This is a genomic window from Candidatus Sodalis endolongispinus, assembly GCF_018777395.1.
GTDB classification, from domain to species: domain Bacteria; phylum Pseudomonadota; class Gammaproteobacteria; order Enterobacterales; family Enterobacteriaceae; genus Sodalis_B; species Sodalis_B endolongispinus.
On the sequence record NZ_JAFJYC010000001.1, the window covers coordinates 237,432 to 257,428 of the forward strand.

Below are 19,997 nucleotides of genomic sequence, written 5' to 3' on the forward strand. Positions count from 1 at the left end.
TGACGGCTTGTAATGAAGGGGATATTGAGTGAGGTATGTCACAAGGTGATCGATAAATCAAAAACGGATCACATGTTTCGCATGTAACAAATGTAATAAGCGCCACCATATTCCCGTTGTTTCCCCCTTTTGTTAGACTCAAACGGCTGAAAATACTATTGGACTGAGGAGCGGATGACCCAGGGAAGAAACGTCATCGCGCGCCTGTGTGGCCTCTATTTATTAGCGTCGTAATAAACCATAGGGACAGTGAGGAAACAATGAATATTGCGCATTATCTCGAATTGCAGGGCATGAAAAAAGGCAGGCTGGAGGGGTTGATGGAAGGCATGCGTAAAAGGATGCTCGAGGGGTTGCTTGAGGGGATGGACAAGGGCAGGCTGGAAGGAAAAAAAGAAGGACGCCGGCAGGCCACGCGCAGCATCGCCATGCATTTGCTGGCAGGCGGCGTTGATCACACGCTCATCAAAAACTGCACCGGACTGACTGAAAAAGAACTGCAGCATCTGCACGCGGAATATTTTATGAAATTAATTTAATAAGGTATTTACCTTATTCCTAAAGTGGCAGAATAGGGAGGAGGTCTTCAATCTGTTAAGCGTAAATAATAAGTTTTACTGAATAATAATCAATAACGTTGAGATAATCGATATTTAAAACTAATTTATGATAATTCTGCATTATTATTGCTCGCAGGCTAAGAAAAAAGCCGCGCCGAAAACATGCGCGGCAATATTGTTTCCATAAAATCTCAAGTAAGGTTTAGTCTTACAGCGATCTCAGTATAATTGAAAGAAAATTACGCTGTAAATACCGAAGTCGTTAACTCAGCATAATAATTTCTGTCCGATTAGCCGATGTCCGGTACAGCATTAAAACCCTATTAATTATCATCAATAGCATTAGGGATTACGACCGCCGGTCGTTATACCTCATCATGTTACCGTACTGACAATTTGTTAAATTATAATTTTTGCCTATCGTATTTTTTATTATTGAGTTAATTAATCTGTGCCTGACGGTGGTCTTATTAATCGAAAAATGTCGATCTTGCCACGGGGCGTCGTGTTAACAGCGGCGCCTGAATGCCAGACGATGTGGAGAAAGCGTATCCCAGGTGCGCCAAGGCGAGCAATCGGGTGTGGATAAGCCGGTGCCACCCGGTGTTGAGCCGCTTGGTGCCTGGCTTAAACTGCTGTATCGTTAAGCGTGCGCGCGTTACGGCACGGCGGCGCAATATCGGAAAGTAAGCACGGGCTGTGGTGTCCCGATGTCAGTAAGACCGTGACTTTGAGCGGCGCGGGCAAGCCTGCGGCCAGGAGAATGCCGGCGCCGCTAAGTCGTCTGACGCCCTCCTTAAACGGCGACGCAGCTAAGGCGGAAATGTCTGGTCAACGGTGTAAAAGCCAGGCCAGCGACATCTGCTCGGGTCATTGGCGTTCGTCGATCTTGGGGGCAGGTTAGCGGCGCTTTCATTCCAGGTCGTCATTCCTCGCTAGTCGCTGGACGCTTAATGCCGGCCACTTTGGCGCAGCAGGCACTACCTCTCTGGGTGCCCCGGTGCGGGTAAATTTCGCTGATGCCGTCAATACAGCGCTGAGCACCGGGATAATCACGCCGCATCGTTCTGGCCACCGGTAATGAACGGCAAAGCGTGCGAATATCCTTTGTGCTGGCGCCATTAAACGGCAAATGGCGCAGATATCCTCAGCATCGACGTCATTAAACGGCAAATGGCGCAGATATCTTCAGCATCGACGTCATTAAATGACAAAGGGCGCAGATATCTTCAGCATCGACGTCATTAAATGACAAAGGGCGCGAATATCGTTGGGTTCGGCGCCGCAGCACGGCACAGGACGCAGGACGGGGCCCATAAACAGAAAATGGCGCAGGGTGCCGCCGGCGCCGGTGCGCTGAACAGGATAGTGGGCGCGAACCAACGCATTCCGGGAAGGGGTGAGCCGGTCAGATATTTGCCGATTCAGCGCTATCAGCGTCGAGTGGCGAGGTAAGCCGCAGTGGAGGGAGGCGTCGCCCGGTAGCACTCGTCGTTCGCGTGGCCAGTCCGATGACGCAGTTCGGCATGGGGGCTGCAATCGCAACAGGATGACGTTAAACCTTAATTATCATGGCAAAAAGGCCGCTGGCCTGGTTAAAGCGTCTATGGCTAAAACGCGTGCCCACGCCGCGCACGGGGAAACCCCCTCTTTGTCTGTTAGGACCGGGGTGCTGAACTCACATTTTGTTATTACCAGAATAAGTTAAGTAATAATTACTGGTAAGTTGATTGTCAAAAAAATAATTTTATGTTGGCCGTCAGGCAATATTAAGGAAATAACAGATGTTAGTGTTGTTAAAAGTATGAAAAAAGCCGCGCCGTAAACGGTGAGCGGCTAAAAAATTTCCAAAAAAACGCTAAATGCGTTTGTTTTATAACATATAGAGGCGGCAGTATAGTTTAATTTACAACCCGTTGTAAACAACTGAGTGATAAAAGGTTCCATTAATGGAGAAAGGGAATTTAATCCCGCGGTGGATTGTATTAGATCTATTTTTTCGCGTAGTGTTTAGAATAATCACTTTCCGTAATTTAGTTAATTTATAACTAGAATGGTTGATTATCTAACCTTTTACACGCGGCCTCTCTCTGTATCAGGTATATATTACTTCTGGCGTAGGGTCTTCATCGCGGGTGATGCGTATGCCGTGTCGACGGCGCCTTCCCGGTATGAGGTTGGCAAACGTAACGCGGCCATCAACCCAAGCAAGGCCGCCAGCGACAGCCAGGCGCCAGGCAGCGCATTATCCCCGCTCTCATGGATAAGCACGCTGGCGATGGCGGGGTTAAAGCCGCCAAAAACCGCCGCCGCCAAGCTGTAGGCGATGGAAAAACCGGTAGCGCGTACGGCGGGGGGCATAATTTCCGTCAGCGTCACCACCATCGCCGCGTTGTAGCCGGCGTAGAGAAAGGAAAGCCAGAGTTCCGCGGCAATGAGACGCGGCATGGAGGGTGCGGCCGCCAGCCAGTACAATACCGGATAGGCCGTCAGCAACATCAGACTGGTAAAGGTCAACAAGAGTGGGCGGCGACCGATTTTATCCGATAGCGTGCCCATTCGCGGCAGCCAAAAAAGATTGGAGAGGCCCACGCCGAGCGTGACGATAAAACTTTCCCCGGCGCTGAAATGCAGTACCGCTTTGCCATAGGTAGGCGTGAACGCGGTGATCATATAAAACGAGACGGTGGTGGCGGCGACCATGCACACGCCAAGGCCGATCAACGGCCAGCTGCGCGCCACGGAGCGAAAAATTTCGCGCGTGCGCGGCACAGGCCGGCGTTTTTGGAAAGCCTCGCTCTCCTCCAGCATGCGCCGGATCCAGAACAGGCAGGGCAGGATCATGCAGCCGACGATAAACGGAATACGCCAGCCCCAACGCGACATCATGTCCTCGCCAACGTAACGATTGAGCGCCATACCCAACAGGGCGGCAAAAATGACCGCTAACTGCTGGCTGGCGGATTGCCAACTGATGTACAAGCCTTTTCTGCCGGCGGGCGCAACTTCCGCCAGATACACCGACACGCCCCCCAGCTCAACCCCGGCGGAAAACCCCTGCAACAGCCTGCCGGCCAACACCAGCGCCGGCGCCAGCAGACCGAGCGTGGCGTAACCGGGCGCGCAGGCAATGGTCAGCGTACCGAACGTTATGAGTCCGAGTGTTAACACCAGTCCGGCGCGGCGGCCGCAGCGGTCGATATAGGCACCAAGCACCAATGCACCCAGCGGGCGCATCAGAAATCCGGCGCCGAACGTCATCATAGTCAACATCAACGAGGCGAAGGGCGTATCGGCAGGAAAAAAGGTGGCGGCAATGGCGCTGGCGTAATAGCCAAATACCATGAAATCATACATTTCTAAAAAGTTACCGCTAATTACTCTGACCACGTCCGGAAATAAACTGCGGGGGCGGCGCAATGCGCGGGCCGTCATACGGCCGCGCTGTCGCCCCAGTCGTAATGCTGGAGTATAAGCGGCCAGCGACGGTGGAGAATGCAGAAACATGTTGCGAATTAGGGCAATAACGGCGGTGGTCGGTTTGTCCAGTGAGGCCCGCATTTAGGCTATCTCGGCGGTGCCGTTTTACGGTAAACTTTGGTGCGAGTTCAGCGTCGCAATGAATTTTCTCCACTCAGCGTTGTCGAAAATTTTCGCAACCCGGTGGAGCATGATGCCCGCAGTCCGGTGTCTTTGTTGCCTTTAAACGGCTCCACGCGGACAATACATCGCCCAGTACAGGAACCTATTCCGGCATGGAACGAAGATCATTTATCAAAGCGTCCCTGGCGCTGGCCGCCTACTGCGGCGCGCCCACCATGGCCACATTGTTTACACGTTCAACGCAGGCCGCGGAAAACATCGCCGACGGCACAGCGCGAGCCACTTCGATTTCTCCACGCTGAAAACCCTGGCCGCCGAACTCTCACGCAATCCTTTCGGCGGTCCCCCGGCGGAGCTGCCCAAAACGCTGGCGGAGCTTACCCCGCAGGCCTACAACGAAATTCAGTACGACGCCGATCATTCGCTTTGGCATGACATTCCCAATCGCCAGTTGGATGTCCACCTGTTCCATGTCGGGATGGTCTTCAAGCGCCGGGTGCGCGTATACGCCGTTGACCAAACCCAGGCACTGGCGCGCGAGATCCATTTCCGGCCGGAATTGTTCAACTACCACAATGCCGGTGTTGATACCCAACAGATTGAAGGGCGCGACAACCTCTGGTTTGCCGGTTTTAAGGTCAACAAAGCCCCGGAGCTTACCCGGCGCGATATAGTGTCTTTCCTGGGCGCCAGCTATTTCCACGCGGTGGATGACACTTACCAGTACGGCCTGTCGGCCCGTGGCCTCGCCATCGACACTTTTACCGATAAGCTGGAAGAGTTTCCCGATTTTGTCGCTTTCTGGTTTGAAACCCCGAAAGCCAGCGACACCACTTTCACCGTTTACGCGCTGCTGGACGGTCCGAGCGCGACCGGCGCCTACCGCTTCGTCATTCACTGTGAACCGCAGCGCGTCGTGATGGATATCGAAAAACATATTCATGCCCGTAGCGATATCAAGCAGCTCGGCATCTCGCCGATGACCAGCATGTTCAGCTGTGGCACCAACGAGCGCCGCATGTGCGACACCATTCATCCGCAAATCCACGACTCCGATCGGCTGGCGATGTGGCGCGGCAACGGCGAATGGGTCTGTCGTCCGCTGAATAATCCGCAGAAATTGCAGTTTAATGCCTATCAGGATGAGGATCCTAAAGGGTTCGGTTTGCTGCAGCTAGACCATAATTTTGATAACTATCAGGATGTTATTGGGTGGTATAACCAGCGGCCCAGTCTATGGGTGGAGCCTGTCGGGCCTTGGGGCAAAGGCAGCGTCAATCTGCTGGAAATCCCGACCACCGGCGAGACGCTGGATAATATCGTGTGTTTCTGGCAGCCCGCCGAGCCGATCAAAGCCGGTAATGAATACAGTTTCCGCTATCGGTTGTTTTGGAGCGGCGAGCCGCCCGTCAGCAGTCCGCTGGCCCTGGTTAAGGCGACCCGTACCGGCATGGGCGGTTTTCCTGAAGGGGTGGGCCCCCGGTGAACACTTCCCGGATACCTGGGCGCGTCGTTTTGGCGTCGACTTCGTTGGCGGGCAGTTAAAAGCGTCGGCGGACAAGGGTATTGAGCCGGTTATTACGCTTTCCAGCGGTAAGGTGAGCAATATTGAAATTCTGTACGTGAAGCCGATGGACGGTTACCGCATCCTGTTCGACTGGACGCCGACCAGCGATGCCGTCGATCCGGTCGAGCTGCGCATGTTCTTGCGTACCGGACAGGAGGCGCTGAGCGAAACCTGGCTGTACCAATATTTCCAGCCGCCGCCGGATAAACGCAAGTATATCGACGATCGCACGATGAGCTGACGCCCGCGCCGAGCTGCTTACCGCCCGATTCAGGTCGGCGCGGCGCGTCCAGCGCCCGCCGGCTTTGAGGCGTAGGAGCGCCGGCCTTGATGATGCGCTGCTGCACGATCCACTGTCCTTCCGATGTCATAAGCGCCGGCAAATCGCTCTTTAACTGGATGCCAAAATCGGTGTCACGTCACATCGTTTCCAGCGCGCTTTGCGGCAGGGTGCCGTGCATTGACTGAGTCACCAGCGTCATGGCGCCGGCGGGGTCGCGTTTTAAATCGGCGTCCGCGCGCAGTAATGCCGTCAACAGCCCGTTGACCACTGCTGGTTTATCGTTGAGAACGGTCTGAGACGCCGCCAGCAAAAAATGGGATTGATAGCTTTCGCTTTTCAGCTCGCGATAGTCCTCTCCCAGCGCTTTGCGCGCCACGTTTTCAACGCCGGCAAAAGGCACGATAGCCTGGATATCACCGCGGATTAGCGCGGGGATCAAATCCACCGGCGCGACATTGACGCGTTCGGCGCTCACCTTGGCCGCAGCCAAAAGCTGACTGAGATAGTAATCAGTGTTGGTGCCGAGAGGGGTGCCGATCTTCATCCCGGCTAAATCGCTGACGGTGCGCAGCGGGGTGTACTTGGCCGAGCTGATGACCCGCGTTCCCCGGTAGCGGGCGACGTCGGCAACGATGCCAAAGGGCTGCTGGCGCAGTGCGCCGGTGATGGCCGGGAATTCCGTGAGGGTAGCCACGTCCACTTGTCCACCCAGCAGCGCCTCGAAGGCTTCCCGGCCGCTGGGAAAATTAATCCGCTGCACCTTGATGCCGGCATCGCTGAAATATCCCTTGGCCATGGCGATTTCGACTTGCGGCATCAGCATCAGCGGCGTCGGCGACCACGCGAGATTAACCGTTTCCGTCGCCGCCGACGCCGCCATGATTTTCAGTGCCAGCAACGCCGCAGCGGTGCGCCATAATGGTGTTAATCTCATCGTTTTTCCCGTTGTTGGTGAAGCTCGGTGTCGGTGGTCATGATTGGTAACCCACGGCAGGTTTCGGCCGGTTGTCGCCTGGAACTGTTAATAGCGGTATGCCTGGCATCGTGGCTGCTGCGACGCCGTCGCGAGCGTTGTCGGTGTCGCTTGCTGTGACGACTTCAACGCCTTTTACGGCGATGTCTACGTCGACTACACCGACCATGTCGACCACATCGACTAAACCACGTCGACCATGTCGACTACATCGACTCTATTGGCTGCTACGTTGGCGTCATGAAGCCAAGCAGCCGGCGGTGCATTGCGTCAGGACGGCAAAGCCTGCGGCCGCAGCAGTGTCAGAATTTCTTCGCGGATATCCAGCAAATCGGCATTGTCGCGATTGAGCGCCCGCGGCCGACCGCAGCTGACTCAAGCCATAGCTGCGGATAATTTTACCGGACGCGGCGGACATCACCTCAATGCGGTCCGCCAGCAGCAACGCTTCATCCACATCGTGGGTGATAAACAGCACCGTTGCCCGGTGTTTTTGCCACACGCGCAACAGCAGATCCTGCATCACCCCCCGCGTCTGCGCATCCAGCGCCCCAAAGGGTTCATCCATCAGCAACACCCGTGGCTCGAACGCCAGCGTACGGGCGATACCCACCCGCTGTTTCTGGCCACCGGATAATTGTCCGGGGTAATGATGGCCTAGCGAGGCAAGACCCACCTCTTCCAACGCTGCCAATGCGCGCCGATGCAGTTCCGCGCGGGGTAATTTAAAACGTTTTAGCGCGAACTTTACGTTGCCCAGCGCCGTCAGCCAGGGAAAAAGCGCATACTGCTGGAATATGACGCCGACGTCCGCACAAGGCCCGTTTAACACGCGGCCGTCAAGGCGGATTTCGCCGCTGGCGGGAGGAATAAACCCGGCGATGGCGTTTAAAAATGTCGACTTGCCGCAGCCGGACGGGCCGATAATGGCGCTAAAGGTACCCGGCGCCAACGCCAGGCGGGTAACATCGAGCGCCAATTGTGACTGACGCCGGGCGCTATAACGGATACTGATATCGTCAATCGCGACGTGGCCTGACATACCCCCCTCCCGGATTAATGCTGCTGCCAATGCACCAGACGACGCCCGATGCGGTGAATAAGCGCGTCCATCAGCGCGCCGAGAATGCCCAGTTCAATAAGCAGGGCGAACATGCGATCGGTACTGATATATTGACGGGCTTCCTGTAAGCGGTAACCGATGCCGGAAGACGCACCGGATAATTCGGCCGCCACCAGGCTCAAAAAAGCCAGCGCGACGCCCAATCGGATACCGGCGAAAATATGCGGCGGCGCCGCCGGAATCACCACCACCAAAAATTTCCGCGTCCGGCTGGCCCCCAGCGAGCGCGCGGCGCGCAAATAGATTTCCGGGACGTACTCCATGCCGTGATGGGTGTTAAACCACACCGTTAAAAAAACCGTGTAGGCGATAACGAAATACTTCGATCCCTCGCCGATGCCGAACCAGACAATGGCGACCGGGATCAGCGCGATGGCCGGAATAGGCCGCATTAAATTCAAAAACGGCGCCAGCAGCAGGCGGAATATCGCCATCCGTCCGGTCAGTAACCCGGTAATAACCCCCAGGCTGGCGCCGAGAGCAAAGCCCGCGGCCGCCCTGCCGGCCGAAATGGCCAAATCGCTTTGCAGCACGCCGCTGCGGGCCATGTCCACTGCCGCCGTCCAGACGCTCCACGGCGACGGTACAATCGTTTCAGGAAATAGCCCCAGCGCCGACAACCCACTCCAAAGCAGCAATACGGCGGCAAAAGAGAGCAGTTGACGCAGCGCGGAGGCGACATGATCAGCAACGGCATCGGTCATTCTCGGCTCCTTCAGGCAAAACGAATTGCCGCCACCTCAGGGTTTCCCGGCCTGAAGCCAGGGGATAGCCGCCGACGGATAGCGGTGGGCGCGAAAAGCGCTTTTTTGATAGCCGCTTATCACGCCTTTCACGCTGTCAGGGTACTCGGCAAAAAATGGGATAACATATTCCCAAACCGTCTCTCCTACGGGGGTGACTTCAAACAGCCGGCCGAATGCTGATTCACAGATGAAAGTATTGCCGTTGGCCAGGCGTTGGGCGCTGCCCATATAAGGCGAGAAAAAGGCCGTCGGCAGAGGGTCGCGGTATTGCCAGGTAATGTTGCCGTTACTCGGATCGAACTCCAACGCCTTCGAGTGCGGCGAGGTAGCGCCGGCGCGCAGGTTGCCGTTATCAAAAACCAGTATCGTACCGCTCGCGGTCTGCACCGGGGTATGCTGTTGCGCCAGGACATCATGGCCGACATGCCAGACCACCTCGCCACTGGCGCGGCTGACCGCCACCACGCCCGACGTGACGCGCGAACTCATCAGCACCAATCCCTCCGGCGTCAGAGACAGACCATTGATCATGGGCCAATGGCGGCGATCAAAGATAGTGTGGACCGAAAAGTCCTCCGGCCGCAGGTGTTGCCAGGCGCGCCACTCCCAAACGATTTCCCCGGCGCGGTTAACTTCACGCACCACGTCCCCCTGAATAACGCCATCGGGTGCATCGCGGCGTTGGTCGCCACCGCAGATGCGCGCGGCAATCTCCGCCGGGATAGGTTCCGCGGCGGTGTAAAGCAAATTGCCATTGGCTAGCCATTGGGCATCGTGGTGGTGGTAGATATCTTCGTAATGCCAAACGATGTCACCTGCGGGGGTGACTTCATAAAAATCGCCGCCGTGCCAGATATCCCACGCCGGATATAGCGCGGCAGAGGTGGCATGGCTACCGTTATAACCAAGAATTCAGGCCATCGACACCGCCGGGTCCGGCATGCTCGGCAATCGAGTTCAGCGCCGCGGTTTTGAAGTCTTCGGTCACTGCGGCGGTAATGATGGGGTTGAAGGTGTGGTCCATCGTGCCCACCGCCGCTTGATGATTAACCGGAATATCGCAGCCGGGAAACGCGCCGTCGAGAAAGAATTTGGCGGTATCAATGGTGCGCGGCAGGCTGTTGGCGTAGGCGAACACCGCGCCACTCTCGGGGCAGCCGCGTTTACCGAACAGATGATTTTGCGCCAGACACGCCTGAAAATAGTGTCCGACATGGCTTTCCACCTTGCCGCCCTTGGGCGTAAGCAGTCCCCCCTGGATTTGCCATGTTGGCCAGTGGTGTGGCGTCGCTTCAGCCAGCGCGTCGCCATAATTCACCAGCGGGGCGCGGATGCCGTGACGACTGAGCGCCACCACCTGGACCAAATGGTAAGTGGCCGGCGTAGCACCAGCTGGCTCTGACGCCTGCGCGGGGGCGCCGGCGGAAAACGACAAGGTCAACAAGGTGGTGGTCAGGCAGGACAACACTTTCGTCATAAACGTTTCCCATTCATTTGGAAAGGCCGCACGGGCACAAAGGATAAGCGTAAGAGGTAGGCTATCGAAACGCCAGCATAATGGATAATGGGCAAAATAGAGGGACCCTTATCACACCGCGACACTCTGACCATAACCGCGCCTGCGTGGCACTACCCACCTAACACCACGATGTCATGGCACCCCCGGGTGTCACAACCGAGCACGATGACTGTGACCATGGCTAAGCTCCCCGACCCGACCCGGCGCTGCTCTGGCTGATACCCAGCGGCATCAGAGCTGCCGTGGTCGGTGGTTTTAAGGCGGTATCCTCCCCGGCTGCCGTTAGCGCACCACGATTGGCGGCAACGGTGCTTCGGTTTCTTCAGGTTCCGCGGGCGTTGGCAGAATCAACTGATAAAAGGCCAAATCCAGCCAGCGGCCAAATTTATAGGCGACGTGATTCAGGGTGCCGATATGGCGGAAGCCGGCACGTTCGTGCAGGCGAATGCTGGCCTGATTGGTGCTATCGATACCGCCAACCAAAACATGACCACCCTGTTGTCCGGCGGCGCTAATCAACGCCTGTAACAGCTGCTGGCCCAGACCGCGGCCGCGGTAAGCCTGATGCAGGTAAAGGGAATGCTCCACGGTATAGCGATAGGCTGGCCATGCGCAGAAGGTGCCATAGCTTGCGAAACCGGCCAATTCCCCCGCATCGGTTTGCAGGCCGATAACCGGAAATGAACCGCTGGCCTTGGCCGCAAACCATGTCGTCATGCTGGCGCGGGTGCGCGGACGATAATCATACAGCGCGGTGGAATGCACAATTGCCTCATTAAAAATAGCCAGCATGGCGTCGGCATGCTGTGTTTCCTGGCAGGTAATCAATTGCATAATAGGCGTCTCCAAATTCTGATTTCTACTATAATAAAACTACACTAAATTAATCAAGGATCCGCTGTCATGTCAATTGATTATCTCATTGCCGCGCGTTTGCAGCGGCTGCGTAAACTTCAGGGGTTGACCATCGAGACATTGGCGGCCAAATCGGGCGTGAGTCGCGGGATGATTTCAAAAATCGAACGGCGGGACAGCAGCCCCAGTGCGCATGTGCTGGGCAAATTGGCGGCCGGTCTGGGCGTATCGTTAACGGCATTGCTTATTGACGAAATGAACGGCAGCGACGGCGAGTTATTGCGGCCACGAGAGAAACAAACCGTATGGCGCGATCCTGCGGTGGGCTATCTTCGCCGCCAGGTGACGGAGCGCTAGGCCGATTAGGGGCTGGAATTGGTGGAGATTACGCTGCCGCCCGGCGCCAGCGTCAGCTATCCCCGCTGGAGTTCGTCCCCTTACCGGCAGCGATTATGGCTGGTGACGGGCGTGCTGGAGGTGACCTACGGTGAAGGGCATTATGCCCTTTCCGCCGGCGATTGCCTGACGTTTGGCGTTGATTTACCGCTTGATTTTAGCAATCCTGGTGTTCAGGACGGCCGTTATTTACTGGTGATAGCGGCCAAATAATGACATCATGCGGAAGGTAAGTTTAAGACAGCCCGCCAGCGACGCTGTCGCGCCAAGCCTGACTTAGTCAACGATGGATGCATACGCCCAATGGAAAATTACACCCTGTCGGTGACCGATGAAATCGAGCCGGCATTTGAGCAGGTTATTGCCGGGGGTCTGAATCGATTCAATGATGAAATGACCGGTTATAACGATCGACAACCGCTGGCGGTCATTGTACGAGATGCCGTAACGGAGGCCCCGTTGGGCGGCATCCTTGGACGCTCGTCGCTCGGGCTGCTGTTTCTGGAGCTGTTTTATTTACCCCCCGCGCTGCGCGGCAACTGTCTCGGCAGCACACTGCTTGCAACCTTCGAGCAGCAGGGCCGCGAACGCGGTTGCCGCTGCGCCGTGCTGTACACCATTAATTTTCAGGCCCCCGCGTTTTATGCTCGCTACGGCTGGCGGGCGTTCGGTGAAATTCCCTGCGCGCCGCCCGGCACCAGCCGCATTTTTATGTCTAAGGAATTATAACACCGACGGATACCGACCTGGCCGCGTGGTTGCGCCGGCGGCGTCAGGTCGGGGAAGACCGTTAATCGGCAGACAGTACCCGCTGCAAAAAGGTGCGGGTGCGCGGCTGCTGTGGATTTGAAAAAATCTGTTCCGCCGGGCCGGATTCCACGATGCGGCCATGATCCATCACCACTACCCGATCCGCCACCTGGCGGGAAAATCCCATCTCATGGGTAACCACAATCATGGTCATGCCCTCTTTGGCCAGCAGCTTCATCACGCCGAGCACTTCGCCGACCAGCTCAGGATCCAGCGCCGACGTCGGCTCATCGAACAGCATCACTTCCGGCTGCATGGCCAGCGCGCGCTCGATGGCGACCCGCTGTTTCTGACCGCCGGACAGGCTCGCGGGCATTGCCTGCGCCTTTTGCTCCAGGCCTACCTTACCCAACAACGTCATCGCCAGCTGGTGGGCGTCGGTCACCGACAGCCACAACAATTTGCGCGGGCCAATGGCGACATTGTCCAGCACCGAAAGATGGGGGAATAAATTGAAGGATTGGAACACCATGCCCACGCGCGTACGCAGATGATTTAACTGTTTATCGGGTAAGGTCTTACCGTCGCGGATCAGGCAGGATCCGCCGATATGCACGGTGCCACGCTCCGGCAGTTCCAATCCGTTACAGCAGCGCCACAGGGTACTTTTACCGGAGCCGCTGGAGCCGATGATCACCACCACCTCATTTTGCTGCACATCGAAATCCACCTGATGCAGCACGGTATGCTCTGCATAAGACTTTACCAGACCGCGCACGCTTACCATCGGAGACTCGCTCATTGCACCATCCCCCCGCATGCAGTCGGCGTTCAAGCCGGGTCAGTAATTGTGCCGTGCACAGCGTCATGACTAAATAGATCACCGCAATGACCAGGTACACTTCAACCGAACGGTAGGAAACGCTGATGATTTTTTGTCCTTCGTGCATCAAATCATCGATGGTCAGTAGCGAAGTCAGCGATGAATTCTTGATAAGCGCGATAAATTCGTTACCGAGGGGCGGGATCATCCGCACGATGGCCTGGGGAATAATGATAAGCCGCATGGCCTGTCCCGACGACATGCCGACAGACCGTGCCGCCTCCATTTGACCACGCTCCACCGATTGGATCGCGCCGCGCACAATTTCCGACACGTAGGCGCCAGAATACACGCCCAATCCCATGATGCCGCACAGGTAGGCGGGCAGCAGGACACCGAACTGCGGCAGACGTAAAATAGAATAAACAGCTGCACCAGCAGCGGCGTTCCCCGGATAAGCGGTGCAAATCCCATACACCAAGCGTCGTTTGGGATTGAGACGGCCAATGCCAATTAGCATTCCCAGCAGGCATCCCAATAACAGGGATGCCGCGGTAACGCCTATGGTGATCTCCGCACCCCGCAATAAATCCGCCCAGCCGGCAAAGGCGGGGGTAAAATCGAGATCCATAATGTACCCTTAGTGCTGAAATTAAGATGAAGCCGATTCAAACCATTTTTTTACCAGCGCATCGTAGACGCCGTTGTCCTTGAGCGTTTTCAGCGCTGGGTTAATTCCGGGTGGTTTTTACCGACCACCACGCCGTATTGCTCCACGGTCAATTGTTCATCCAACACGCGGGTAGTCTGACGTACCCTGGCATAGAGTTTGGCTGCGGGTTTGCCTGTCACCACCGCATTGGCCCGGCCGGTTTCCAGCATATTGAACATTTCCTGGTTTTTCTCCACCTCAAATACCTGGGCCTTGGGGAAATGCTCTTTAACAAACTGGACCGACTTGGTGCCCACCTGAACGGCGATCTTTTTATACGCTAAATCTTTCGGGCCATTGATGGTTTGATTATTCTTCTGGACCATAATGACCAGGCCGCCGGCATAATAGGGATCGGAGAAATCGACCACTTTTTTGCGTTCGTCGGTAATATAGATTGCCGACAGTGCAATATCCGCCCGGTTGGCCAATACCGCCGGGACCAATCCTTTATAGTCTATATCAACAAACTGGACCGTACGCTTCAACTCTTTGGCCAGCGCATGCGCCAATTCAATATCAAAACCGGTATGCTGATCCTGGTCGATATATTCCATCGGCGGGAAGGTCGGATCGACCGCAATACGCAACGGCTTGTCGGCCGCTTGCGCGCCGACAATATGAGAACCAAGCAGTAATAACGCAGGGACAAGGCAACGTGACAGCTTCATTTTTCCTCACTTATTAACCAGTTAATAGATGTATTTGGAAACAGTGTAACTCACCCCTGCTTTATTCGCCTCGTTTACCGTCAAAGTAGCCGGCGCGTATGGCGGCGCCAATCAGGTTCAGGACGAGGCGGCCGGCAATCATGCATGATATTTGATGAATATCGCGCGACGGGACAATCTCCACAATATCCATTCCTACGACCCGGCCCTTGGCCACTAGGCCGTGAATAAGTTTACGCGCCTGGACAAAAGTGACGCCACCCGGCGCGGGTCCGGCAACTGCGGGCATAATCGACGGATCAAGACCGTCGGCGTCAATGGAAAGGTAATAACGCCCGCCGTCGGGAATGCGTTTTAGCACTTCATCCATACCGATATCGTGCAGCTCATAGGCGGTAATAATCTGCGCGCCCCATTCACGGGCGTAGTCCGCCTCTTCCTGGCGGGAGCTACCGGTGGCGCGCATGCCGATTTGGATGATATCTTTGACGAAAGGATGTTCCGACGCGCGACGCATCGGGCTTGACAGACCATCGTGCACGCCGTTGACCTCGTCGCGCCAGTCGAGATGGGCATCCAAATGGACAATGGTCAGCGGGCCCTGATCATCGAACGCGCGCAGGATGGGGTTGGTAATGCCGTGATCGCCGCCGAGAACGATAGGAATGGCACCGGCCTGAAGAATTTTGCGGGTCGCCTGTTCGGCACGTTGATAATGCCCATCGGGATCGTCAAAATCCGGCACCACGTCGCCGCAATCGACAAAGCGGATGTCGTCGCGATTTTGCAGCAACGGACCATCGATATCAAAATCATAACGCTCCGGCGCGCGGATGACCCGATCGGAGGCCTGGCGAATCGCCGTCGGCGCGCGGGTTTGATCGTTGGCGGCATCATCGGGGGGTATAGGGTTTACCATAAGGCATGCCGAGGACCGCGAAATCGGCATCGAGATTATCCAGGTCGAGCGCGAGCTCGGAAAACAGCAGAGATAGGTGGTTAGTTTTCGGTTTAACGGTTAATGGCTTATTCATTGACATGCCCCTGGCATAAATAAAGCTGACTGATGATAACGGGTGATGTACTGTTTGGCCTGATCCCTGTGCTGCGGCGAGCTAAGCTATTCGCGTCGCGGGAAAGCTGCCTGCGGCTAACGCCGGTAATCATTGAATACTTGCGTATAAAAGCAATCGTTTGCCCACGGCACCATAACATCGGTATGCAAAAATACCGAATAATGCCGGGGGATACTGCCGTCGGAACACGATCGGGACGGCAAACCGCACCGGGCGATTTCGTCCCGGGCCGGTGAAAACATAGCCTGGATGAGGTGGTTCCCGCAGGATGATAACGGCCGCAGGTCGAAAATGCCTCGTTAAGGCGGTCAAGACGTCGCTATACCGGCCAAGAGCCCGGTAGAAAAATGCCCTGAAAGGTGTTGCTGTTCTATTAGTTATTACGGCCAAAGGCCGTTAAAAAAGGGCCGTGAAGAGGCCATGTTGTTATTGTTTTTGGTCAGGGTGCCGATAAAACAGTGCACTGGTAAGGCAGTATTTATTGTTATGCCGGTAAAGACCGGTAAAAATGGCCCTGGTGCGGCGCTTTTTATCGTTATGCCGGCCAAACACCGGGAAAAAATGCCCTGGTGAGGCGTTGTTTTATTGTTATACCGGTCAAAAGCCGGTGAACAGCCTGCGTGTCGCGAACTTCGTTATTATCATGGCCAAAGGCCGTAACATTACCCCCGGTGTTGCAGCGGTGACTATCGCCCGGGGACAGGCGAGAGCAATAATGCTCATCTCAACGTTCCGCCGCTTTTCACTTATTGGTTGCCGGCCGGGAGTGACGACCGGCATTGGGTAAAACAAGGCGGGGGCGACAAAATCGAGATTTGCCCCGTAGACCTATCCTGCCAAACCCTGGCCGGTTAAAAAACTGCCATTTTTTGCAATCATGGTTACGCTTTATGCAACGGGAAGGCTTGCGTGAAAAAAATATCACCCCTTAATGAACGAGACTTGCGCGCTCTGCGTATATTCCGCGTCGCCGCGCAGGCCAGGGGTTTCTCGGCCGCTGAAAGGTTACTTGGTATGACTAAGGCCACGATAAGCCGGAAAATCAAGGATATCGAGGATCGGCTTGGTGCCCGCCTTTGTACGCGGGGTCCGCAGGGGTTCGAGCTGACCGACGCGGGGCGCGCCGCATTACTCGCGACACAGGAAGCCCTGGATGCCCTGGACCGTATTCGTCCAGAGGTGGATGCCGCGCGCCAGGTCTTAAGCGGCAAATTATCCCTGGGATTGACGGATAACGTGATAGGCAATCCGGCCGTGCGGATCCATCTGGCGCTGGGTGCTCTGTGTCGCATGGCGCCGGAGGTGGATTTGACCGTCGAAACCCTGACCACCCGAGAATTGATTCGTGCGTTGCTTGATCGCCGGTTGCATGTCGCTATTAAAGGGGTATACTAGTAGCTAGTGGCGCGTGGCTTCGCTTGAATATGCCGATTTGTTTACTGAACAGCATTACATTTACGGTCTGGCCGAAGGCTCTGTCAGCGGCGCCGCGGCCATGGCAAAACCGGGACGAAATTTACCCTTGGTTTATCGGGCCGAGTAGCCTTTCGTGGAAGATGCCCTGCAACAGCAGGGTTTTCGCCGCGGGCCGGGGGCGTTTGGTCTGGAGTCGGTCGATACGCTTATCGCGACGGGCTATTATTCGGGCATTCTGCCGGCGCATTACGCCGCTTTGCTCAGCCCGCGCATTCCGATGCAGGTGATTAATGATACGCCGAACTATAAGGTGACGTTCAGCGCAGTGTTCAATAACGCCCGGCCGCTACCACGTAGCGCCGAGGTGCTGGTGGAATTGTTGGCCGCGGAACATGCCTCTTCAGGTAACCGCGCGCCATGAGAATACGCCGTCATGGGCGGCGACAGCATCATTGCTGGCAATAAAAAGGGAGGGAATATCCTGCGAAGCACCGAAGCACTACTCTCTCTTACGAAATCTTTACTCCTATCAGCTGCAATACAAAGGTACCGCTGCGCAGTACCTTATGGCTAACACCTTAATTGTACAGCTCAGCCCTTATGACTAACACCTTATTTGTACAGCTCGGCATTGCCGCTCAGGGTATCGTTACCGCCGGCGGAGATGATGCGATACGAACTGGCATTAGCTGCATCCGCTTTGGCTGCCAGCTGAGCTTGCAAATCAGACAGGTTGCTGCTGTTGGTGGTAGCGGAGACGACACCGATACGCTGTTGGCCCGCCGGTGTGGAGGTGACTTCCTGAGCGGCGAAGCTACCGAAGGACAGCGTGCCCAGTGCAATGGCGGCGATCAGGGTTTTAATGTTTTTCATCTTCTGTTCTCTCTTTAGTGTCCCACCGGCAGGTTATGCTCTGCCGGAGAGAAGATTATGCGATGGCGCCGGTCACTGATGCACGGCTGGCATCGGAATACTGTGTTGGTCCACTCCGGCGATGCAACACCGATTCAGGCCATAAGGAAACGTAGGCGCCAGCGGTTAACGGCGGCGGGCAGGCCGTAGAGCTTACTGATAAATTACCGCGGTACCGTGCAGGTTATTTTGGCCCGAGGTAGAGGTAATCTTGAAAGATTTTGCGCCGGCGGCGTCAGCCTGTGCGGCCAGCTGGCTTTCCAGCGAGGACAGGTTGGTACCACCCGTGGCGGAGACGACGCCGACTTTCTGCTGATCGACGGGAACGGTGTTAACCAGATCGGCGGCGAAGCTGCCAAAGGATAAGGTAGCAAGAGCAAGGGCGGCGATGGTGTATTTGATGGTTTTCATAATGTCTTCTCTCTTATAATTAGAATTGGGTATTGGTAATGCGATTGATGGTCGGCGACGTTATTTGTTAACGTTCGATAACTAAATACTAATCTTGTCTGTGGCACCGATCAACCTATTTTTTTAATGATTATTAATTTATTTGTCATGTTATTGAATTCACTGTCATTAAAAGTCACAGACTGTCAATTCAGGTCAGCAGGTATGTCGGAATATCACCGTCAGGCGGAGTGAGAAGCCAGAGCCGCTTGAGGTAGTCCAAGACGGGGAACATCGGCGTCATATCTCTACGCGTCGGTTCGCCGGTCAGAGATTTGTTTGCCCCTTGATGCCACGGCTACCGATTGCCGATGCGTACAGGCTGCCGATGGTTTTTAGCGACAGTATGACAAGGAGGAGGTCGGAGTAGCCGGTGCCCTAAGTGACGAAATAGGTGAGAGGGCTGCGGCATCGCCGTAATGGCAGGGCTGAATTATGCGCCCGCTCAATTCGCTGCGCGCGTCGAACGTTTACGACTGTCAGTCGCTGTCGGTTAAACCTTACCGGTATGAGCATGGTACGCGACTGATAACAGGGTGCCGGCGGCAAACTATCACCGGGTAAGCCGCAACCGGTAAGCTGTCGCCGGTGTCATTAAACAAGGCGCGGGAGTTAACATCGGTCCCAGGCATTATGATGCCTGCCGTGGCGCCACCAGTAGGTAACGAACACGCCTCTCAAGCCGGCTACACAGGCGCGTTGACCGGGCAGGGTGTGGAACTGACCTTGTGGACATGAGGGAGTATAGCGCAAAGCGACCTGCGGTGAAACTTAATTTTTAACGATCATTAATTATATGCTACTCTCTCCGGTAACCAAGAGAGGATGCCATGAAAACTGAATCAGTCACCGTCGCCAGACGCGGCCGCGGCCGGCCAAAAAAATTTTGCCGCGAAGAGGCCCTGGATAAGGCATTGGAACTGTTTTGGCGTCATGGCTTTGACGCGACGTCGCTCGTCGATCTGGTCGATGCCACGGGGGCTAAAGCGCCGACACTGTATGGTGAGTTCGGCAACAAGGAGGGGCTATTTTGCGCCGTCATGGACCTCTATGTGGTAAAATTTTCCGCGGCGGCCCGCGAGCGCTTATCCCTACCCGGATTAACGACACTGCAGGCATTGGAAAATTTCTTTCGCGCCGCCGCTGCGCTCTATACGGACAAAAACCTGCCGACCGGATGCTTTATTATCTGTACGTCCTCAACGCTCGCCGCCTCTTCGCAGGCCGTAGAGGAAAGATTGCGGGCGCACCATCATCTGCAGGAACAAACGCTGCTGGCCTTTTTGCAGCGCCAGCAGCAGCAGGGGCAATTGGCTGGCGTTGCTGATTGCGGGCGTCTGGCCAAATATCTCACCTGTACGCTGCGGGGTATGTCGGTGCAGGCGCGTGACGGCGCCGGCCGCGAGGATCTCGATGCTATCGTTACCACCTTGCTGGCGCAGTGGCCCCAATTGGTAGAAAACGCCTAAACTTAGAGTCTCCCTTTATTAAACCGCGTTTTGGTTCCCCCGCCGGCGTCTGATACACAGGCGCTGGCTTTGACATGAGACTGGAGAAGAAAA

The 19,997-nt window shown here is 55.7% G+C and carries 20 protein-coding genes and 2 pseudogenes; 8 read left to right on the forward strand and 14 right to left on the reverse strand.

The annotated features are described in order from the left end of the window. Positions 1-260 precede the first annotated feature (260 nt). Entirely contained in the window at positions 261-539 is a 279-nt protein-coding gene (locus tag JZM24_RS01220; protein WP_215668295.1) for an Rpn/YhgA-type helix-turn-helix domain-containing protein, read from the forward strand. Between the two features lie 2,127 nt (positions 540-2,666). Here the strand turns inward: JZM24_RS01220 and JZM24_RS01225 are convergent. Then, complete coding sequence (locus JZM24_RS01225) at positions 2,667-3,917, reverse strand: MFS transporter (protein WP_376775502.1); 1,251 nt, start codon at positions 3,915-3,917, stop codon at positions 2,667-2,669. Between the two features lie 398 nt (positions 3,918-4,315). Between JZM24_RS01225 and JZM24_RS01230 the strand changes: the two are divergent. Further along, positions 4,316-5,971, forward strand: a pseudogene (locus JZM24_RS01230) (glucan biosynthesis protein D). Positions 5,972-6,149: 178 nt separating this feature from the next. Here JZM24_RS01230 and JZM24_RS01235 read toward each other — a convergent pair. The 6 genes and pseudogenes from JZM24_RS01235 to JZM24_RS01260 form a co-directional block, all read right to left on the reverse strand. Continuing rightward, positions 6,150-6,947, reverse strand: coding sequence for an ABC transporter substrate-binding protein (locus JZM24_RS01235; RefSeq protein ID WP_215668296.1), 798 nt, complete (start codon positions 6,945-6,947; stop codon positions 6,150-6,152). Positions 6,948-7,224: 277 nt separating this feature from the next. Beyond that, positions 7,225-8,028: an ABC transporter ATP-binding protein gene (locus tag JZM24_RS01240; RefSeq protein WP_215668297.1), complete on the reverse strand. Its 804-nt coding sequence runs from the start codon at positions 8,026-8,028 to the stop codon at positions 7,225-7,227. A gap of 14 nt (positions 8,029-8,042) precedes the next feature. Further along, positions 8,043-8,813, reverse strand: a complete 771-nt coding sequence (locus JZM24_RS01245; protein WP_215668298.1) for an ABC transporter permease — start codon at positions 8,811-8,813, stop codon at positions 8,043-8,045. A 36-nt stretch (positions 8,814-8,849) separates the two neighbouring features. Beyond that, positions 8,850-9,764 (reverse strand): annotated as a pseudogene (locus JZM24_RS01250) (aryl-sulfate sulfotransferase); the annotation flags it as partial. Next, positions 9,754-10,332: a histidine-type phosphatase gene (locus JZM24_RS01255; protein WP_215668299.1), complete on the reverse strand. Its 579-nt coding sequence runs from the start codon at positions 10,330-10,332 to the stop codon at positions 9,754-9,756. The pseudogene JZM24_RS01250 and the gene JZM24_RS01255, both read right to left, overlap by 11 nt. A gap of 324 nt (positions 10,333-10,656) precedes the next feature. Further along, positions 10,657-11,208 (reverse strand): GNAT family N-acetyltransferase, encoded by a 552-nt coding sequence (locus JZM24_RS01260; RefSeq protein WP_215668300.1) that lies wholly within the window; start codon positions 11,206-11,208, stop codon positions 10,657-10,659. Positions 11,209-11,277: 69 nt separating this feature from the next. Between JZM24_RS01260 and JZM24_RS18200 the strand changes: the two genes are divergently transcribed. The 3 genes from JZM24_RS18200 (at position 11,278) to JZM24_RS01270 (ending at position 12,354) form a co-directional block, all read left to right on the forward strand. Next, positions 11,278-11,586, forward strand: coding sequence for a helix-turn-helix domain-containing protein (locus JZM24_RS18200; protein WP_246579844.1), 309 nt, complete (start codon positions 11,278-11,280; stop codon positions 11,584-11,586). A 21-nt stretch (positions 11,587-11,607) separates the two neighbouring features. Further along, entirely contained in the window at positions 11,608-11,838 is a 231-nt protein-coding gene (locus JZM24_RS18205; RefSeq protein ID WP_376775530.1) for a cupin domain-containing protein, read from the forward strand. A 90-nt stretch (positions 11,839-11,928) separates the two neighbouring features. Beyond that, positions 11,929-12,354, forward strand: a complete 426-nt coding sequence (locus tag JZM24_RS01270; protein ID WP_215668301.1) for a GNAT family N-acetyltransferase — start codon at positions 11,929-11,931, stop codon at positions 12,352-12,354. A gap of 61 nt (positions 12,355-12,415) precedes the next feature. Here JZM24_RS01270 and JZM24_RS01275 read toward each other — a convergent pair whose 3' ends face one another. The 5 genes from JZM24_RS01275 to JZM24_RS18210 form a co-directional block, all read right to left on the reverse strand. After that, entirely contained in the window at positions 12,416-13,177 is a 762-nt protein-coding gene (locus JZM24_RS01275; RefSeq protein ID WP_281418173.1) for an amino acid ABC transporter ATP-binding protein, read from the reverse strand. Beyond that, a complete protein-coding gene (locus tag JZM24_RS01280) occupies positions 13,080-13,829 on the reverse strand; it encodes an amino acid ABC transporter permease (protein WP_246579846.1) in 750 nt (249 codons plus the stop codon). The genes JZM24_RS01275 and JZM24_RS01280 overlap by 98 nt, the downstream gene beginning before the upstream one ends. A gap of 89 nt (positions 13,830-13,918) precedes the next feature. Further along, on the reverse strand, positions 13,919-14,581 hold the full coding sequence (locus JZM24_RS01285; RefSeq protein ID WP_246579847.1) for a transporter substrate-binding domain-containing protein: 663 nt from the start codon (positions 14,579-14,581) through the stop codon (positions 13,919-13,921). Between the two features lie 61 nt (positions 14,582-14,642). Then, positions 14,643-15,500, reverse strand: a complete 858-nt coding sequence (locus tag JZM24_RS01290; RefSeq protein ID WP_246579848.1) for an agmatinase — start codon at positions 15,498-15,500, stop codon at positions 14,643-14,645. Beyond that, positions 15,475-15,615 (reverse strand): hypothetical protein, encoded by a 141-nt coding sequence (locus JZM24_RS18210; RefSeq protein WP_246579849.1) that lies wholly within the window; start codon positions 15,613-15,615, stop codon positions 15,475-15,477. Before JZM24_RS18210 ends, JZM24_RS01290 begins: the two co-directional genes overlap by 26 nt. 951 nt (positions 15,616-16,566) lie before the next feature. On the opposite strand from JZM24_RS18210, the gene JZM24_RS18215 reads away from it, so the two are divergent. Then, on the forward strand, positions 16,567-17,052 hold the full coding sequence (locus JZM24_RS18215; RefSeq protein WP_312884868.1) for a LysR family transcriptional regulator: 486 nt from the start codon (positions 16,567-16,569) through the stop codon (positions 17,050-17,052). 154 nt (positions 17,053-17,206) lie between these two features. Further along, the gene (locus JZM24_RS18220; protein ID WP_246579850.1) at positions 17,207-17,494 is read left to right on the forward strand and encodes a hypothetical protein; all 288 of its coding nucleotides are present in this window, start codon (positions 17,207-17,209) and stop codon (positions 17,492-17,494) included. A 191-nt stretch (positions 17,495-17,685) separates the two neighbouring features. Here the strand turns inward: JZM24_RS18220 and bhsA (JZM24_RS01300) are convergent, their stop codons facing one another. Together bhsA (JZM24_RS01300) and bhsA (JZM24_RS01305) are read right to left on the reverse strand one after the other, a co-directional pair. Continuing rightward, positions 17,686-17,946, reverse strand: a complete 261-nt coding sequence (gene bhsA, locus JZM24_RS01300; RefSeq protein WP_215668302.1) for a multiple stress resistance protein BhsA — start codon at positions 17,944-17,946, stop codon at positions 17,686-17,688. A 192-nt stretch (positions 17,947-18,138) separates the two neighbouring features. Further along, complete coding sequence (gene bhsA, locus JZM24_RS01305) at positions 18,139-18,396, reverse strand: multiple stress resistance protein BhsA (RefSeq protein WP_215668303.1); 258 nt, start codon at positions 18,394-18,396, stop codon at positions 18,139-18,141. A gap of 869 nt (positions 18,397-19,265) precedes the next feature. Here bhsA (JZM24_RS01305) and JZM24_RS01310 point away from each other — a divergent pair. Continuing rightward, positions 19,266-19,904 carry a TetR/AcrR family transcriptional regulator gene (locus tag JZM24_RS01310; RefSeq protein ID WP_215668304.1) on the forward strand — a complete coding sequence of 213 codons (639 nt, stop codon included), beginning with the start codon at positions 19,266-19,268 and terminating at the stop codon, positions 19,902-19,904. Positions 19,905-19,997: the final 93 nt, after the last annotated feature.

Bases quoted from the DNA above. Each gene is read 5' to 3' on its own strand.
- JZM24_RS01220 (WP_215668295.1), top strand. From the start codon at position 261: ATGAATATTGCGCATTATCTCGAATTGCAGGGCATGAAAAAAGGCAGG.
- JZM24_RS01270 (WP_215668301.1), top strand. From the start codon at position 11,929: ATGGAAAATTACACCCTGTCGGTGACCGATGAAATCGAGCCGGCATTT.
- JZM24_RS01310 (WP_215668304.1), top strand. From the start codon at position 19,266: ATGAAAACTGAATCAGTCACCGTCGCCAGACGCGGCCGCGGCCGGCCA.
- bhsA (WP_215668302.1), bottom strand. From the start codon at position 17,946: ATGAAAAACATTAAAACCCTGATCGCCGCCATTGCACTGGGCACGCTG.
- JZM24_RS01275 (WP_281418173.1), bottom strand. From the start codon at position 13,177: ATGAGCGAGTCTCCGATGGTAAGCGTGCGCGGTCTGGTAAAGTCTTAT.
- JZM24_RS18200 (WP_246579844.1), top strand. From the start codon at position 11,278: ATGTCAATTGATTATCTCATTGCCGCGCGTTTGCAGCGGCTGCGTAAA.
- JZM24_RS01255 (WP_215668299.1), bottom strand. From the start codon at position 10,332: ATGACGAAAGTGTTGTCCTGCCTGACCACCACCTTGTTGACCTTGTCG.
- JZM24_RS18210 (WP_246579849.1), bottom strand. From the start codon at position 15,615: ATGAATAAGCCATTAACCGTTAAACCGAAAACTAACCACCTATCTCTG.
- JZM24_RS01245 (WP_215668298.1), bottom strand. From the start codon at position 8,813: ATGACCGATGCCGTTGCTGATCATGTCGCCTCCGCGCTGCGTCAACTG.
- JZM24_RS01260 (WP_215668300.1), bottom strand. From the start codon at position 11,208: ATGCAATTGATTACCTGCCAGGAAACACAGCATGCCGACGCCATGCTG.
- JZM24_RS01225 (WP_376775502.1), bottom strand. From the start codon at position 3,917: ATGTATGATTTCATGGTATTTGGCTATTACGCCAGCGCCATTGCCGCC.
- JZM24_RS01235 (WP_215668296.1), bottom strand. From the start codon at position 6,947: ATGAGATTAACACCATTATGGCGCACCGCTGCGGCGTTGCTGGCACTG.
- JZM24_RS01280 (WP_246579846.1), bottom strand. From the start codon at position 13,829: ATGGATCTCGATTTTACCCCCGCCTTTGCCGGCTGGGCGGATTTATTG.
- JZM24_RS01240 (WP_215668297.1), bottom strand. From the start codon at position 8,028: ATGTCAGGCCACGTCGCGATTGACGATATCAGTATCCGTTATAGCGCC.
- JZM24_RS01290 (WP_246579848.1), bottom strand. From the start codon at position 15,500: ATGGTAAACCCTATACCCCCCGATGATGCCGCCAACGATCAAACCCGC.
- bhsA (WP_215668303.1), bottom strand. From the start codon at position 18,396: ATGAAAACCATCAAATACACCATCGCCGCCCTTGCTCTTGCTACCTTA.
- JZM24_RS01285 (WP_246579847.1), bottom strand. From the start codon at position 14,581: ATGAAGCTGTCACGTTGCCTTGTCCCTGCGTTATTACTGCTTGGTTCT.